General features: G+C 67.6%; 17 protein-coding genes. 11 read left to right on the top strand and 6 right to left on the bottom strand.

The annotated features are described in order from the left end of the window. Position 1: 1 nt before the first annotated feature. Genes lpxB through AC1VVG_RS10530 form a run of 3 tightly spaced genes read left to right on the top strand, consistent with a single transcriptional unit; the run spans position 2 to position 2,591 of the window. On the top strand, positions 2-1,171 hold the full coding sequence (lpxB, locus tag AC1VVG_RS10540) for a lipid-A-disaccharide synthase (protein WP_034188839.1): 1,170 nt from the start codon (positions 2-4) through the stop codon (positions 1,169-1,171). Continuing rightward, entirely contained in the window at positions 1,168-1,812 is a 645-nt protein-coding gene (gene rnhB, locus AC1VVG_RS10535; protein ID WP_034188838.1) for a ribonuclease HII, read from the top strand. The genes lpxB and rnhB overlap by 4 nt, the downstream gene beginning before the upstream one ends. Beyond that, complete coding sequence (locus AC1VVG_RS10530; RefSeq protein ID WP_175027165.1) at positions 1,809-2,591, top strand: TrmH family RNA methyltransferase; 783 nt, start codon at positions 1,809-1,811, stop codon at positions 2,589-2,591. Before rnhB ends, AC1VVG_RS10530 begins: the two co-directional genes overlap by 4 nt. A 100-nt stretch (positions 2,592-2,691) precedes the next feature. Here the strand turns inward: AC1VVG_RS10530 and ppsR are convergent, their stop codons facing one another. Beyond that, positions 2,692-3,507: a posphoenolpyruvate synthetase regulatory kinase/phosphorylase PpsR gene (ppsR, locus tag AC1VVG_RS10525; protein WP_034188836.1), complete on the bottom strand. Its 816-nt coding sequence runs from the start codon at positions 3,505-3,507 to the stop codon at positions 2,692-2,694. Positions 3,508-3,883: 376 nt separating this feature from the next. On the opposite strand from ppsR, the gene ppsA reads away from it, so the two are divergent. The 3 genes from ppsA to AC1VVG_RS10510 all read left to right on the top strand — a co-directional run bounded on the left by ppsA (position 3,884) and on the right by AC1VVG_RS10510 (position 7,878). Next, complete coding sequence (gene ppsA, locus AC1VVG_RS10520; RefSeq protein WP_059561843.1) at positions 3,884-6,286, top strand: phosphoenolpyruvate synthase; 2,403 nt, start codon at positions 3,884-3,886, stop codon at positions 6,284-6,286. Positions 6,287-6,480: 194 nt separating this feature from the next. Beyond that, on the top strand, positions 6,481-6,915 hold the full coding sequence (locus AC1VVG_RS10515) for an NfeD family protein (RefSeq protein WP_059561899.1): 435 nt from the start codon (positions 6,481-6,483) through the stop codon (positions 6,913-6,915). A 33-nt stretch (positions 6,916-6,948) separates the two neighbouring features. Further along, positions 6,949-7,878 (top strand): SPFH domain-containing protein, encoded by a 930-nt coding sequence (locus AC1VVG_RS10510; protein ID WP_034188833.1) that lies wholly within the window; start codon positions 6,949-6,951, stop codon positions 7,876-7,878. Positions 7,879-8,033: 155 nt separating this feature from the next. On the opposite strand, the gene smpB is transcribed toward AC1VVG_RS10510, so the two are convergent. Further along, entirely contained in the window at positions 8,034-8,480 is a 447-nt protein-coding gene (gene smpB / locus AC1VVG_RS10505; RefSeq protein WP_006478511.1) for an SsrA-binding protein SmpB, read from the bottom strand. Positions 8,481-8,578: 98 nt separating this feature from the next. Here smpB and AC1VVG_RS10500 point away from each other — a divergent pair, with 98 nt between their 5' ends. Together AC1VVG_RS10500 and AC1VVG_RS10495 are read left to right on the top strand one after the other, a co-directional pair. Further along, positions 8,579-9,016, top strand: a complete 438-nt coding sequence (locus tag AC1VVG_RS10500) for a type II toxin-antitoxin system RatA family toxin (protein ID WP_034188832.1) — start codon at positions 8,579-8,581, stop codon at positions 9,014-9,016. Between the two features lie 4 nt (positions 9,017-9,020). After that, positions 9,021-9,344 (top strand): RnfH family protein, encoded by a 324-nt coding sequence (locus tag AC1VVG_RS10495; RefSeq protein ID WP_034188831.1) that lies wholly within the window; start codon positions 9,021-9,023, stop codon positions 9,342-9,344. Between the two features lie 44 nt (positions 9,345-9,388). On the opposite strand, the gene AC1VVG_RS10490 is transcribed toward AC1VVG_RS10495, so the two are convergent. The 3 genes from AC1VVG_RS10490 to AC1VVG_RS10480 all read right to left on the bottom strand — a co-directional run bounded on the left by AC1VVG_RS10490 (position 9,389) and on the right by AC1VVG_RS10480 (position 12,408). Then, positions 9,389-10,354 (bottom strand): DMT family transporter, encoded by a 966-nt coding sequence (locus tag AC1VVG_RS10490; protein ID WP_482835603.1) that lies wholly within the window; start codon positions 10,352-10,354, stop codon positions 9,389-9,391. A gap of 115 nt (positions 10,355-10,469) precedes the next feature. Then, on the bottom strand, positions 10,470-11,156 hold the full coding sequence (locus tag AC1VVG_RS10485) for a Vgb family protein (protein ID WP_049030793.1): 687 nt from the start codon (positions 11,154-11,156) through the stop codon (positions 10,470-10,472). 31 nt (positions 11,157-11,187) lie between these two features. Further along, positions 11,188-12,408, bottom strand: a complete 1,221-nt coding sequence (locus tag AC1VVG_RS10480) for a helix-turn-helix domain-containing protein (RefSeq protein WP_482835602.1) — start codon at positions 12,406-12,408, stop codon at positions 11,188-11,190. A gap of 112 nt (positions 12,409-12,520) precedes the next feature. Between AC1VVG_RS10480 and AC1VVG_RS10475 the strand changes: the two genes are divergently transcribed. Further along, positions 12,521-13,282, top strand: a complete 762-nt coding sequence (locus AC1VVG_RS10475) for a DUF899 domain-containing protein (RefSeq protein WP_482835601.1) — start codon at positions 12,521-12,523, stop codon at positions 13,280-13,282. A 30-nt stretch (positions 13,283-13,312) separates the two neighbouring features. Beyond that, positions 13,313-14,116 carry a DUF2182 domain-containing protein gene (locus tag AC1VVG_RS10470; protein WP_482835600.1) on the top strand — a complete coding sequence of 268 codons (804 nt, stop codon included), beginning with the start codon at positions 13,313-13,315 and terminating at the stop codon, positions 14,114-14,116. Positions 14,117-14,158: 42 nt separating this feature from the next. Here the strand turns inward: AC1VVG_RS10470 and AC1VVG_RS10465 are convergent, their stop codons facing one another. Further along, a complete protein-coding gene (locus tag AC1VVG_RS10465) occupies positions 14,159-14,383 on the bottom strand; it encodes a hypothetical protein (protein ID WP_034188826.1) in 225 nt (74 codons plus the stop codon). A 10-nt stretch (positions 14,384-14,393) separates the two neighbouring features. On the opposite strand from AC1VVG_RS10465, the gene guaB reads away from it, so the two are divergent. Further along, entirely contained in the window at positions 14,394-15,854 is a 1,461-nt protein-coding gene (gene guaB, locus AC1VVG_RS10460) for an IMP dehydrogenase (RefSeq protein ID WP_034188825.1), read from the top strand. Positions 15,855-15,859: the final 5 nt, after the last annotated feature.

Below are 15,859 nucleotides of genomic sequence, written 5' to 3'. Positions count from 1 at the left end.
GATGCCGCTTCCGACCAATCAGCTCCGGCTCGCGATGGTGGCCGGCGAGCCGTCGGGCGACCTGCTCGGGGCGTCGCTGCTCGGCGGGCTGCGCGAGCGGCTGCCCGAATCGGCCCAGTATTACGGGATCGGCGGGCAGCGGATGATCGCGCACGGCTTCGACTCGCACTGGCAGATGGACAAGCTGACCGTGCGCGGTTATGTCGAGGCGCTCGGCCAGATTCCCGAGATCCTGCGGATTCGCGGCGAACTGAAGCGCCAGCTGCTCGCCGAGCGGCCTGACGCGTTCATCGGCGTCGACGCGCCCGACTTCAACTTCAACGTCGAACAGGCCGCGCGCGACGCGGGCATTCCGTCGATCCACTTCGTGTGCCCGTCGATCTGGGCATGGCGCGGCGGCCGGATCAAGAAGATCGCCAAGTCCGTCGATCACATGCTGTGCCTGTTCCCGTTCGAGCCGGCGATCCTCGACAAGGCCGGCGTCGCATCGACCTATGTCGGCCATCCGCTGGCCGACGAGATTCCGCTCGAACCCGACACGCACGGCGCGCGCATCGCACTGGGGCTGCCCGCGGACGGCCCCGTGATCGCGGTGCTGCCGGGCAGCCGGCGCTCCGAGATCGCGCTGATCGGCCCGACCTTCTTCGCGGCGATGGCGCTGATGCAGCAGCGCGAGCCCGGCGTGCGGTTCGTGATGCCGGCGGCGACGCCCGCCCTGCGCGAACTGCTGCAGCCGCTCGTCGATGCGCATCCGCAACTCGCGCTGACGATCACCGACGGCCGCTCGCAGGTCGCGATGACGGCCGCCGACGCGATCCTCGTGAAGAGCGGCACCGTCACGCTGGAAGCCGCGCTGCTGAAGAAGCCGATGGTGATCTCGTACAAGGTGCCCTGGCTGACCGGGCAGATCATGCGCCGGCAGGGCTACCTGCCGTACGTCGGCTTGCCGAACATCCTGGCGGGGCGGTTCGTCGTGCCCGAGCTGCTGCAGCATTTCGCGACGCCCGAGGCGCTCGCCGATGCGACGCTCACGCAGTTGCGCGACGACGCGAACCGCCGCACGCTGACCGAAGTGTTTACCGAAATGCATCTTTCGCTGCGGCAGAATACGGCCGTAAAGGCGGCCGAAGCCGTCGTGCGCGTGCTTGAACATCGCAAGGGGCGCGCATGACCGCAGTACGCGTCCCACGCCGGCGCGCGTCGATCGACGTGCAGGGCGGTTTCGACTTCAGCCGCCCCGACGAGATCGTCTGCGGCGTCGACGAAGCCGGCCGCGGCCCGCTCGCCGGGCCGGTGGTGGCCGCCGCGGTGATTCTCGATCCGGCACGGCCGATCGACGGGCTCGACGATTCGAAGGCGCTGTCCGCGAAGAAGCGCGATGCGCTGTACGAGCTGATCGTCACGCGTTCGCGCGCGTATTGCGTGGCGTCGGCGAGCGTCGACGAGATCGACACGCTGAACATCCTGCACGCGACGATGCTCGCGATGAAGCGGGCCGTCGAGGGCCTGTCGGTCCTGCCGACGCTCGCGCAAATCGACGGCAACCGCTGCCCGACGCTGACCGTGCGGGCCGAGGCGATCGTCAGCGGCGATGCGCTCGTGCCGAGCATCTCGGCCGCGTCGATCCTCGCGAAGGTCACGCGCGACCGCATGCTCGTCGACCTGCACGAGCGCTTCCCGGTGTACGGTTTCAACGTGCATGCGGGCTACGGCACCGCGAAACACCTTGCCGCACTGCGCGAGCACGGCCCGTGCGAAGCGCATCGACGCACTTTCGCACCGGTGCGTGCGGCACTCGACCTGATTCGATGAAAAGCATTACTTCCCGCGACAACCCGTTGTACAAGCGCCTGAAGGCGCTGGCGGGTTCGACGCCCCATCAGCGCCGCAGCGGCCAGGCGTTGCTCGAAGGCTTCCATCTCGCGAGCGCGTACCTCGATACGGGCGCGACGCCCGAGCTGTGCGTGACGACCGAGGGCGCGCTCGGCCACGCGGAAGCGCAGACGATCGTCGCGCGTATCGACGCGCAGCGGGTCGTCACGCTGCCCGACGCACTGTTCGGCCAGTTGTCGAACGTCGTCAACGGCGTCGGCTTCCTGCTGCTCGTCGACCGGCCCGAACATCCGCTGCCCGCGCGCGTCGTGCATACGTCGATCGTGCTCGACGGCGTGCAGGATGCCGGCAACGTCGGCTCGATCCTGCGCAGCGCGGCGGCGGCCGGCGTGCGCCACGTCTTCTGTGCGCCGGGAACGGCGTACGCGTGGTCGTCGAAGGTGCTGCGCTCGGGCATGGGCGCTCATTTCCTGCTGTCGATCCACGAGGATGTCGACGCTGCCGCGCTCGCCGAACGGCTCGACGTGCCGGTCGCGCTGACCGATTCGCACGGCGCGCAGGCGGTCTACGACTGCGACCTGTCGGGGCCGGTCGCCTGGGTGTTCGGCAACGAGGGCGCCGGCGTGTCGGCGTTCTGGCGCGATGCGGCCACGCATCGCGTGACGATTCCGCAGCCGGGCGGAATGGAGTCGCTGAACGTCGCAGCGGCGGCCGCGGTGTGCCTGTTCGAGCAGCTGCGCCAGCAGCGGCCTGCCTGACGCACGGCGCGCGCCAAGCGCCGCACGACGAAAAAAGGCCGCGTTCGACGCGGCCTTGCCGTTTCCGGCGGCGGCCATGCGGCCGCCCGTGCGCCGGTGCTCAGTACGACTGCCGGTCGAGACGGATTTCCTGCAGGATCGTCGTCGCGATTTCCTCGATCGACTTGTGCGTCGACGACAGCCACTTGATCCCCTCGCGACGCATCATCGCCTCGGCCTCGTTGATCTCGTAGCGGCAATTCTCGGGGGCCGCGTACTTGCTGCCGGGACGGCGCTCGTTGCGGATCTCCGACAGGCGCTGCGGGTCGATCGACAGTCCGAACAGCTTTTCGCGGTGCGGGGAGAGTGCCGACGGCAGCTTGCCGCGCTCGAAATCCTCCGGAATCAGCGGATAGTTTGCCGCCTTCACGCCGTACTGCATCGCAAGGTACAGGCTCGTCGGCGTCTTGCCGCTGCGCGACACGCCGACGAGGATCACGTCGGCTTCCGACAGGTTGCGGTTCGACTGGCCGTCGTCGTGCGCGAGCGAGAAGTTGATCGCCTCGATCCGCGTCTTGTACTCCTCGGTGTCCGCATTCTGGTGGCCGCGGCCCATCGCGTGGCTCGACTTGAGCTCCAGTTCCTGCTCGAGCGGTTCGACGAAGCGCTGGAACATGTCGAGCACGAGCGCGTTCGAGCGCTTGACGATGTCGTTCGATTCGCTGTCGACGAGCGTCGTGAACACGATCGCGCGGCGGCCATCGTGCACGGCGGCCTCGTTGATCTTCTCGACGGTCGCATAGGCCTTGTCGGGCGAGTCGACGAACGGCACGCGCACGAGACGGAATTTCTGGTCGAACTGGGAGAGGATCGAGTGCGCGAAGGTTTCGGCAGTGATCCCGGTGCCGTCGGAGACGATGAATACGGTAGGCAGCATGAATCTGGACGTCGAGCGTGAAGGGCGGTTGCGCGGGCGGCTGGAGGTGCGCCTCCAGACCCAGTGACAAGGTCGCGCCACATCCGGCAGCCGGCACGGTAGAATAGCGGCAACCTGTTGGATAAGCAATTGCGGGGGCAGGGCGCGAACGGCGCCCGCGGCTTGACCGCTGGATTCCAGAATTCCCGGCAAGTCTGGCGATTTGTCTGCATATATCGCCCTTCTGCCGGGATTTTTGCAAATCGGGTCGGAATATTTTCCGCCGCTGCGAGTGTTTATCTAACAGGTTGCGCAAGACGCGCCGCGCCTTTTTGCAAGCGCCCGCGTTCGAGCCCACTTGCGCGATCGAGCATTTTTTTCACACTTAGGGGCTTGTATGACTAACGCAGCAAACGTCGCAAAGGACCAGGCGTATGTAATTCCGTTCGAGCAGTTGCGGATGACCGATGTGGAGATCGTGGGCGGCAAGAATGCGTCGCTCGGCGAGATGATCAGCCAGCTTTCCGAAGCAGGCGTTCGCGTACCCACCGGTTTCGCCACGACCGCGCTCGCGTTCCGCGATTTCCTCAAGCACAACGACCTCACCGATCGTATCGCCAAGCGTCTCGAGTCGCTCGACATCGACGACGTGAAGGCGCTCGCCGAAGCCGGTGCCGAGATCCGCAAGTGGATCGTCGACGCACCGCTGCAGGCGCGCCTCGAGGAAGAAATCCGCGCGCAGTTCGACATCCTCAAGAACGGCTCGCCGAGCGAACTGTCGTTCGCCGTGCGTTCGTCCGCGACCGCGGAAGACCTGCCCGACGCCTCGTTCGCCGGTCAGCAGGAGTCCTACCTGAACGTCGTCGGCATCGAGGACGTGCTCGACCGCATGAAGCACGTGTTCGCGTCGCTGTACAACGACCGCGCGATCTCGTACCGCGTGCACAAGGGCTTCACGCACGCGGAAGTCGCGCTGTCGGCCGGCGTGCAGCGCATGGTCCGCTCGGACGTCGGCGCCGCCGGCGTGATGTTCACGATCGACACCGAATCGGGCTTCAAGGACGCCGTGTTCATCACGTCGAGCTACGGCCTGGGCGAAACCGTCGTGCAGGGCGCGGTGAACCCGGACGAGTTCTACGTGTTCAAGACGACGCTCGCCCAGGACAAATACCCGATCATCCGCCGCTCGATCGGCTCGAAGCTGATCAAGATGGAATTCACGCAGCCGGGCGAGCCGGGCCGCGTGAAGACCGTCGACGTGCCGCACGAACAGCGCAACCGCTACTCGATCACCGACGAGGACGTGATCGAGCTGGCGAAGTACGCGGTCATCATCGAGAAGCACTACCAGCGTCCGATGGACATCGAGTGGGGCAAGGACGGCCGCGACGGCAAGATCTTCATCCTGCAGGCACGTCCGGAAACGGTGAAGAGCCAGGCAACCGGCAAGGCCGAGCAGCGCTTCAAGCTGAAGGGCCAGTCGCAGGTGCTGGCGACGGGCCGTGCGATCGGTCAGAAGATCGGCGCGGGCCCCGTGCGCGTGATCCAGGATCCGTCGGAAATGGAACGCGTGCAGCCGGGCGACGTGCTGGTGGCCGACATGACCGACCCGAACTGGGAGCCGGTGATGAAGCGTGCGGCCGCGATCGTCACGAACCGCGGCGGCCGCACCTGCCACGCGGCGATCATCGCGCGTGAGCTCGGCGTGCCGGCAGTCGTCGGCTGCGGCGACGCGACCGACGTGCTGAAGGACGGCGCGCTCGTCACGGTATCGTGCGCGGAAGGCGACGAAGGCAAGATCTACGACGGCCTGCTCGAGACGGAAGTCACGGAAGTGCAGCGCGGCGAACTGCCGGAAATCCCGGTCAAGATCATGATGAACGTCGGCAACCCGCAGCTCGCGTTCGACTTCTCGCAACTGCCGAACGGCGGCGTGGGTCTCGCGCGTCTCGAGTTCATCATCAACAACAACATCGGCGTTCACCCGAAGGCGATTCTCGAGTACCCGAACATCGACCAGGACCTGAAGAAGGCGGTCGAGAGCGTCGCGCGCGGTCACGCATCGCCGCGTCAGTTCTACGTCGACAAGCTGACCGAAGGCGTCGCGACGATCGCGGCGGCGTTCTATCCGAAGCCCGTGATCGTGCGCCTGTCCGACTTCAAGTCGAACGAGTACAAGAAGCTGATCGGCGGTTCGCGTTACGAGCCGGACGAGGAAAACCCGATGCTGGGCTTCCGCGGCGCGTCGCGTTACATCGCCGAGGACTTCGCGCAGGCGTTCGAGATGGAGTGCCGTGCACTGAAGCGCGTGCGCGACGAGATGGGCCTGACCAACGTCGAGATCATGGTGCCGTTCGTGCGGACCGTGAAGCAGGCGGAGCGTGTCGTCGGCCTGCTCGAGAAGTTCGGCCTGAAGCGCGGCGAAAACGGCCTGCGCCTCGTGATGATGTGTGAAGTCCCGACCAACGCGATCCTCGCCGAAGAGTTCCTGGAGCACTTCGACGGTTTCTCGATCGGCTCGAACGACCTCACGCAGCTCACGCTCGGCCTCGACCGCGACTCGGGCATGGAACTGCTGGCCGTCGACTTCGACGAACGCGACCCGGCCGTCAAGTTCCTGCTCAAGCGTGCGATCGATACCTGCCGCAAGATGGGCAAGTACGTCGGTATCTGCGGCCAGGGCCCGTCCGATCACCCGGACTTCGCACAGTGGCTGACCGACGAAGGCATCGTGTCGATCTCGCTGAACCCGGACACGATCATCGACACGTGGCAAGCGCTCGCCGCGAACCGGAAGTAACGCCCGGTAATGCATCTTCGGCGAAGGAGCGGCAACGTCGCTCCTTCGATGAAGGCAAAATGCAAGGTTCATGCTATAAACACCCCGGTAAGCACCGGGGTGTTTTTGTTTGTCGGTACAGGTACACGCCGGGCCGCCCCCGCGGGGAGTAGCGAGCGAGAGCAAGCGCGGGGGGCGTTTTCGAGGAGACCACAATCATGTCGGGGCATCTGTTCTGGTGGGTCGCGCTGGGCGTGCTGGTCGTCGCCGAGTTGCTGACCGGTACGTTCTATCTGCTGATGATCGCGCTCGGCTTTCTCGCGGGCGGGTTGCTGCAGCTGGCCGGTTTCGCGCCGCACGTGCAGTTCGGCGCGGCGGCCGCGGTCGCGATCGTCGCGATGATCGCGCTGCGCCGTTCGGGGCTCGGCCGCAAGCAGAAGCGCGACACGTCGACGAATCCCGACGTCAATCTCGATATCGGCTCGACCGTCACGGTCGACGCGTGGCACGACGGCCGCGCGCGCGTGCAGTATCGCGGCGCCGACTGGGATGTCGAGCTCGCGCACGGCGAGCGCGACGATGCGCACGTCTATCAGGTGAGCGCCGTGCGCGGCAATTGTCTCGTGGTCGTGGCGAAACCCGCGGGCTGATCGTCCGCTGATACAACAAGGAGGGAATACTTCATGGATTCGCTGATCATCTGGGTTGTCCTGCTCGTCATCGCGATCGTGATCGTGTCGAAGACGGTGAAGATCGTGCCGCAGCAGCATGCATGGGTGCTGGAGCGCTTCGGGCGCTATCACGCGACGCTGTCGCCCGGCCTGAACATCGTGCTGCCGTTCGTCGATCGCATCGCGTACCGGCACGTGCTGAAGGAAATTCCGCTCGACGTGCCGAGCCAGGTCTGCATCACGCGCGACAACACGCAGCTGCAGGTCGACGGCGTGCTGTACTTCCAGGTGACCGATCCGATGAAGGCGTCGTACGGGTCGAGCAACTTCGTGCTCGCGATCACGCAGCTCGCGCAAACCACGCTGCGCTCGGTGGTCGGCAAGCTCGAACTCGACAAGACGTTCGAGGAGCGCGACTTCATCAACCACAACATCGTGTCGGCGCTCGACCAGGCCGCGGCGAACTGGGGCGTGAAGGTGCTGCGCTACGAGATCAAGGACCTGACGCCGCCGAAGGAAATCCTGCACGCGATGCAGGCGCAGATCACCGCGGAGCGCGAGAAGCGCGCGCTGATCGCCGCTTCGGAAGGCCGCAAGCAGGAGCAGATCAACCTCGCGTCGGGCGCGCGTGAAGCGGCCATCCAGAAGTCCGAAGGCGAGCGGCAGGCCGCGATCAACCAGGCGCAGGGCGAGGCCGCCGCGATCCTGGCGGTGGCCGAGGCGAACGCGCAGGCGATCCAGAAGATCGCGAATGCGATCCAGTCGCAAGGCGGGATGGATGCGGTGAACCTGAAGGTCGCCGAGCAGTATGTGAACGCGTTCTCGAATCTCGCGAAGCAGGGCAACACGCTGATCGTGCCGTCGAACCTGTCGGACCTCGGTACGGCGATCTCGTCGGCGCTGACGATCGTCAAGAACGCATCGACGCCCGCGAAGGGCTGAACCGCGCGCAACCGCGGCCCAGGCGGCCGCCGCGTGCGATCGGCGTGCGGCGAATCGTCGCGCAGCCGGGCGACCGGCAGGCAGGAATCAGATCGCCCAAAGCAACACGGCCCGCTTCGAGCGGGCCGTGTCGTTTGTGTGGCAGGTCGCGCGCGTCAGGTGCCGGCGCGCATGATGCGTGCCTTTTCGCGTTCCCAGTCGCGCTTTTTCTCGGTTTCGCGCTTGTCGTGCAACTTCTTGCCCTTCGCGAGCGCGATGTCGCACTTCACGCGACCACCCTTGTAGTGGAAGTTCAGCGGCACGAGCGTGTAGCCGCGCTGCTCGACCTTGCCGATCAGTTTCTTGATTTCCTCGCGGTGCAGCAGCAGCTTGCGCGTGCGAACCGGGTCGGGCTTGATGTGCGTCGAGGCTTCGGGCAGCGGGCTGATATGGGTACCGATCAGGAAGATCTCGGCGTTCTTCACCACGACGTAGCCTTCCTTGATCTGGCCGCGCCCGGCGCGCAGCGCCTTGACTTCCCAGCCCTCCAGCACGAGCCCCGCCTCGTAGCGTTCCTCGATGTGATAATCGAAGTGCGCTTTCCTGTTGTCGATGATGCTCATGAAAGGATCGGCCCAACTCGTTTAAAATCACGATTTTAGCAAAGCGGGGCGGGAATCGCCCGGCTTGCGTTCCCACCTCAAGCGATGCCGCGCGATTTATGGCAGATGTCCAGAAAACCGTATTGATCCGCCATTCGGCGGAACAGATGTTCGACCTCGTCACCGACGTGGCCGACTACCCCAATTTCCTGCCCTGGTGCGGCGGTGTCGAGATTCGCCGTCAGGACGAGAGCGGGATGGAAGCGCGCATCGACATCAACTTCAAGGGCATCAAGCAGCATTTCGCGACGCGCAACACGCAGCAGCGCCCGACGCGGATCGACATGGAGTTCACGGACGGCCCGTTCAAGAAGTTCACGGGCTCGTGGCGCTTCACCGCGCTGCGCGCCGATGCGTGCAAGATCGAATTCGCGCTGCATTACGAGTTTTCGAGCATCCTGCTCGAAAAGATCATCGGGCCCGTGTTCAGCCACATCGCGAACACGTTCGTCGATTCGTTCGTGAAGCGCGCGGACCAGCGCTACGGGAAGGGGTGACGCGATGCTGTCGATCGAAGTCTGCTATGCGCTGCCGGACCGCCAGACGCTGATTCCGCTGTCGCTGCCCGAAGGCGCGACCGTACGCTCGGCGATCGACGCGAGCGGCGTGCTCGCGCTGCATCCGGAGATCGATCTCGCGCACGCGAAGACGGGCGTGTACGGCAAGCTCGCGCCGCTCGACGCGCCGCTCGCCGATCACGATCGCGTCGAGATCTACCGCCCGCTGATCGTCGACCCGAAGCTGGCGCGCCAGCGGCGCGTCGACAAGTCCCGCCGCGACGGCTCGATCGAGGGCCGCAAGTGGATGCACAAGGACGCGCGCTGACGCGTTTTTCGTTCCGATTGGCCTGATCGCACGCCGCGACGCGCTCAGTGGGCCGCGGCGTTTGCGTTTGTCGGCGCGCTGCCCGGCGTGTCGCCGTGCTGCCGCACCGCGCCGTACACGCCGGCGAGCAGCAGCACGAGCGCGGTGATTTCGAGCGCGTGCGGCATCCGCTGGTCGTACACGAACGCGTACAGCATCGCGAACACGGTTTCGAACACGATCAACTGCCCCGACAGCGTGAGCGGCAAGCGCTTCGACGCCGCATTCCACAGGCCGTTGCCGAGCCACGATGCGCCGATCGCGAGCCCGAGATTCAGCAGCCAGAACAGCTGCCAGCGCGATGCCGGGACGGCCGCCTGCACCGTGCCGGCGGGCAGCGCGAGGATCGCGATCCAGCAGAGCGCGCCGATCAGGCCCGTCACGACACCCCATAGCACCGACCATTCGTTGCCGTCGAAATGATGATGGCGCTGCAGGTAGCGTGCGTTCGCGACCGCGTACCAGGTCCAGCTGGCGAGCGCGCCGGCCGCGCAGGCGATGCCGGCGAGTTTCTGGCCGAGGGTGGTCGCATGCGCGGCTTCGGACGTGAACAGGTCGACGTTGATGCAGGCGATGCCCGCGATCACCAGCGCGAGCGGGGCGGCGAGCCGCCGCAGCGGCACGGCGCCGTGGTCGCCGAGGCCCGCGAGCGTGACGGTCACGGGCAGCACGCCGACGATCAGCGAGCTGGGCGCGATACCGATCAGATGCACGGCGCCGGACAGCAGCATGTAATACGCGACGTTGCCGATGACGGCGAGCCTTACCAGCGCGACGAGGTCTTCGCGGGTCAGCCGCGCGACCAGCGAGCGGGCGGCGGGCAGGGCGGCCGCGAGCGACACGAGGCCGTACATCGCGTAGCGGCCGGCGCTCAGCAGCAGCGGCGAGAAGTCGGTCAGCAGCCGCGGAACGAGAAACACCATGCCCCACAGGGCGCCTGCCAGGACACCATAAACCACGCCGCGCTGCATCGACCGCTCCGAACGAATGACTGATGTGCGCGCATCTTAGCGACGCCGTCGCGGCGGTGTCTTGTTCATTCCTGCACTCGGCATGGGGCGCGGCGCGTCGGCCGGCTGCGGCGAATCAGCCCTCGGCCGGATCGGGCGAGGCGGGCGCGCCGTCGCCCGCTGCACGCGCGCGTGCCGGGCGCCGCACGGCGCGCAGCGTGCCGCTGTTGCCGCCGCCGCAGTAGAAGCGGTCGCGGCCGTCGGATTCGAGCCCCGATACACCGACGCCAGCCGGCATGTCGACCTGTTCGAGGACCTGGCCCGTGTGCGGGTCGACGTGCCGCAGGTCGCTCTGGTCGGCTTCCCACGTGCCGTGCCACAGCTCGCCGTCGACCCACGTCACGCCGGTGACGAAGCGGTTCGATTCGATCGTGCGCAGCACGGCGCCCGATTCCGGATCGATCTGATGAATCTTGCGTTCGCGGTACTGGCCGACCCACAGCGTGCCTTCGGCCCACGCGAGCCCCGAGTCGGCGCCGCCGCCGGGGGCCGGGATCGTCGCGAGCACGCGGCCCGATTCGGGATCGAGCTTCTCGATGCGGTCCTCGACGATCTGGAACAGGTGGCGGCCGTCGAACGCCGTGCCTGCATGCGCGGCAACGTCGAGCGAGCGCACGGTCGTGCCGCGCTCGGGATCGAGCGCATTCAGCTTGTCGCCGGACGCGTACCACACGTGCCGTCCGTCGAACGTGACGCCGTGCACGCCGTCGACGCCCGGAAACGGGCCGTATTCGCGAATGATCTCTGCCGTGGAGCGTTTCATGTTCGTCACCTCGTCGTTCGATGCGGCCATCCTAGTCGCCGGGCAGTGGCGCCGGGAGTAACAAGGTCGTCGCGAATCCGGGCAGCGGCGGCGTCATCCAGCGGCGCGCGCGGCCGCGGCCGAGCGCCTGCACCTTGCCGGCCTCCGCGAGCGTGTCGAGCGCGCGTTGCACGGTGCGCTGGCTCGCGCCGAGCGCGAGCGCCAGCGCGGAACTCGACCACGCTTCGCCGTCGGCGAGCAGCGCGAGGACGGCCGCGTGGCGATCGTCGACCGGGCGTGCGAGGACGACGGTCTCGCGTACGCCGAGCGGTTCGAGCACAAAGCCGCGCGGTGTCGCGACGACGTTCGCGAGCGGGCGCAGCACCGCGCGCAGCCGGCCGATCTCGACGCGCAGCCGCGCGCGATGCGATTCGTCCGCCTGTTTGGCGCGGAACGCGGCGGCCACGAGCGCATTGCGCGATACATCGGCCGGCCACGCTTCGCCGAGCGCGCGGGCGAGCACGAACAGCACGGGGCGGCGCGCGAGCGACACGGTCGTGCGCGCATCGCGCACGGTGTGGCGGCACGCGTCGACGACGAGCGTGTTCGATGCGAACAGCGTCTCGACTTCGTCGAGCGGCACGAGTCGCGACGTGCCGCGTGCGATGAGTCGCGCGGCCGGTGCGTCGAGCACGCGGGCGGCGGTGTCGACCTCGGCCGTCAGGGCGGCGATACCGGCGTCGCGGGCGGCCGCGCGTGCCCGGGCGAGCGCCGCGCGGGCCGCGTGCGTGCGGAGGCGGCGCATCGCGATGCCGGCCGCGATCAGTTCATGGGCGGCGCGCGACGCGGACGGCAGCGGTGCGGGATCGAGATGCGCGAGCAGCCGCTCGGCGTCGTCGACATGGCCGATCAGCAGCAGTCGGCGTACGCCGAGATAGCGTGCATGCGCGGCATTCGCGCGGTCGCCGTGCGCGTCGAGCGTCGCGCAGGCCGCATCGAGTGCGCGCGTCGGCCAGCGCAAGTCGCGCGACGCGAGGGCGATCTCCGCTTCCGCGACGACGCAGCGCGCGCGTGCGACGGCTTCCTTCGTGCCGAATGCGCGGGCGGCGCTGCGCACGAGGGTGCGCGCGCGCTCGAAATCGCCGAGCTGCGCCATCGCGATGCCGCGCAGCGCGAGCGCCGGCGCATCGTCGCGCAGCGCGACGCGGTTCAGCGCGCCGAGCGCGTCACCGGCCGCGAGCGCGCGCGCGGCCGCGGTGATCAGCGAATCCATCCGAATCCCGACACACTTGTCACTCCCTCCGGTCCGATGTCCGCCCCTAATCTAGCACCACGCACACGGCGCCGTCCGCCGTGCCGGATACCCACCGAAGGAGGACCCCGCAATGACCCATCTCACCGGAACACGCGACGAATGGCTGGCCGAGCGCCGCGCCTTGCTCGATGCCGAAAAGGCGCTGACGCGGCAAAGCGACGAACTCGCGCGGCGGCGCCAGGCGTTGCCGTGGGTGCGTGTCGACAAGACCTACCGGTTCGACACCGAAGACGGGCAGGCGACGCTCGACGACCTGTTTCGCGGCCGCTCGCAACTGCTCGTCTATCACTTCATGTTCGGCCCCGACTACAAGGCCGGCTGTCCGTCGTGCTCGGCGCTTGCCGATGGCTTCGACGGTTTTGCCGTGCATCTCGCGCACCACGACGTGACGCTTGCGGCCGTGTCGCGCGCCCCGCTCGCGAAGCTGCTCGCCTACCGCGAGCGGATGGGGTGGGCCTTCCCGTGGGCGTCGTCGGTCGGCAGCGATTTCAACTTCGATTTCAACGTGTCGTTTACCGAAACGCAGCAGCGCGCGGGCGACGTCGAATACAACTACGCGCGGGCCGGCCACGCGATGGACATGGATCCGCCGCCGGCGCCCGTCGTGCAGTTCGCGGCGACGTGCGGCACCGACGCGCGCACCTATTCGCTCGACCGGCCGGGGATGAGCGCGTTCGTGCGCGAGGACGGCGCCGTCTATCACACGTATTCGACCTATGCGCGCGGGCTCGACGGGCTGTGGGGGATGTACCAGTGGCTCGATCGCGCGCCGCGCGGGCGCAACGAGGCCGGCCCGTGGTGGCGCCGCCACGACGAGTACGCGCGCGGCTGAGCGGGCCGGCGACGGACGGGGCGTGCGACGATGCGACCGCCGACCGGCGACACCGGCCCCGATCCGCGGGCATTCGGTGGGGTGGTCGCCGTCGTGTTCGTCGTCGCGGTCATGGCGACCCTCGCGCAGCACGCGTCGATGGCCGCGATGGGCAGCGAACCGATGGCCGGCGGCTGGATGGCTTCGGCCGCATGGCTGCGGCCGTGCGGGCGGGGCGCCGGGCACGCGTTCGCGGCGTTCGCCGGAATGTGGGGAGCGATGACGGTGGCGATGATGCTGCCGGTGCTGGCGCCGACGCTCTGGCGATATGCACGGCGCGTCGGCCCGCTGGCCACGGCGCGTTCGGCCTGGCTCGTCGTCGTCGCGGGCGTCGGGTATTTCTCGGTGTGGATGGCGCTCGGGGCGCTCGTGTTTCCGGCTGGCGCCGCGCTGACGGCCGCCGCCGCGCGGCTGCCGGTGCTGGCGCGTGCGCTGCCGTTCGCGGCCGGTGCGGTCGTATTGGCCGCGGGCATGCTGCAATTCACCGCGTGGAAGGCGCGGCGGCTGGCGTGCTGCCGGCACGTGGCAGGCGACACGCACCGGTCGCCGGTTGTTGCCGGCGCAGCCTGGCGGTTTGGCGTGCGCGCCGCCACGCACTGCAGCACCTGTTGCGGGAACCTGATGGTGGTCGCGCTGGCGGCCGGCATGATGGACTTGCGCGTCATGGCCGCCGTGACGGTCGCCATCGCCGCCGAGCGCCTTGCGCAGGCCAGTTGGCGCGTGGCGCGGATCGCCGGCTGCGCGGCGGTCGGCGGCGGCATCGCGATGATCGCGCGCGCGGCAGGGCTGCTGTAACACATGGCAGACAGGTCGCCTCGACACGTCGCCGGCCTCGCTTCAGCGCGGCGGCGACCGCCGCGTGGCCTGCTCACAACAGGCGGGACGGCCGTTTTGCCGGCCGTTGCGCGAATCGTTCGATGCGGCGGTGAAACGAAAGGCGATCGAAAACGAACCGAACGGCGATCCGAACGATTCGGCCCCCGAACGGCCGAAACCGGCTAAGCCGTTGTTCGTGTTGTGAAAATTCACGGCGCTTCGCGTATAATTCGCTTTTGCGCCCATAGGATTTGCCATGCGTCTGATCCAAAAAGCACTCACTTTCGATGACGTGCTCCTCGTTCCCGCCTTCTCCGACGTTCTCCCGCGCGACACCAGCCTCAAGACCAAGCTGACCCGCAACATCTCCCTGAACATGCCGCTCGTGTCCGCCGCGATGGACACGGTCACCGAAGGTCGCCTCGCGATCGCGATGGCACAGCAGGGTGGCGTCGGTATCGTCCACAAGAACCTCACGCCGGCCGAACAGGCCCGCGAAGTCGCGAAGGTCAAGCGTTTCGAGTCGGGCGTCGTCCGCGACCCGATCACCGTGCCGCCGCAAATGAAGGTGCGCGACGTGATCGCGCTGTCGCGCCAGCATGGCATCTCGGGTTTCCCGGTCGTCGAAGGCCCGCAGCTCGTCGGGATCGTCACGAACCGCGACCTGCGCTTCGAAACGCGCCTCGACGAACCGGTCAAGTCGATCATGACGCCGCGCGAGCGCCTCGTCACGGTCAAGGAAGGCACGCCGCTCGCCGAAGCGAAGGCGCTGATGCACAGCCACCGCCTCGAGCGCGTGCTGGTCGTCAACGACGCGTTCGAACTGCGCGGCCTGATGACCGTCAAGGACATCACGAAGCAGACCGAGCACCCGGACGCGTGCAAGGACGAACACGGCAAGCTGCGCGCTGGCGCGGCGGTCGGTGTCGGCCCGGACAACGAAGAGCGTGTCGAGCTGCTGGTGCAGGCCGGCGTCGACGTGATCGTCGTCGATACCGCGCACGGTCACAGCAAGGGCGTGCTCGAGCGCGTGCGCTGGGTCAAGCAGAACTTCCCGCACGTCGAGGTGATCGGCGGCAACATCGCGACGGCCGCCGCCGCGAAGGCGCTGGTCGAATACGGCGCGGACGCGGTCAAGGTCGGTATCGGCCCGGGCTCGATCTGCACGACGCGGATCGTCGCGGGGGTCGGCGTGCCGCAGATCAGCGCGATCGCGAACGTCGCGGATGCGCTGAAGGGTACCGGCGTGCCGTGCATCGCCGACGGCGGCGTGCGTTTCTCGGGCGACGTGTCGAAGGCTCTCGCGGCCGGCGCGAACGCGGTGATGATGGGCAGCATGTTCGCGGGCACCGAAGAGGCGCCGGGCGACGTGTTCCTGTACCAGGGCCGCCAGTACAAGTCGTACCGCGGCATGGGTTCGGTCGGCGCGATGAAGGACGGCGCGGCGGACCGCTACTTCCAGGACAACTCGGCGAACATCGACAAGCTCGTGCCGGAAGGCATCGAAGGCCGCGTCGCGTACAAGGGTTCGGTCAACGCGATCCTGTTCCAGCTGGTCGGCGGCGTGCGCGCCAGCATGGGCTACTGCGGCTGCCGCACGATCGACGAGCTGCACGACAAGGCCGAATTCGTCCAGATCACCGCGGCGGGCATGCGCGAGTCGCATGTGCACGACGTGCAGATCACGAAGGAAGCGCCGAACTACCACGTGGACTGATCGCC

The sequence above is a fragment of the Burkholderia sp. L-4 genome (assembly GCF_056856535.1).
This window is presented reverse-complemented; position numbering and strand designations above follow the sequence as displayed.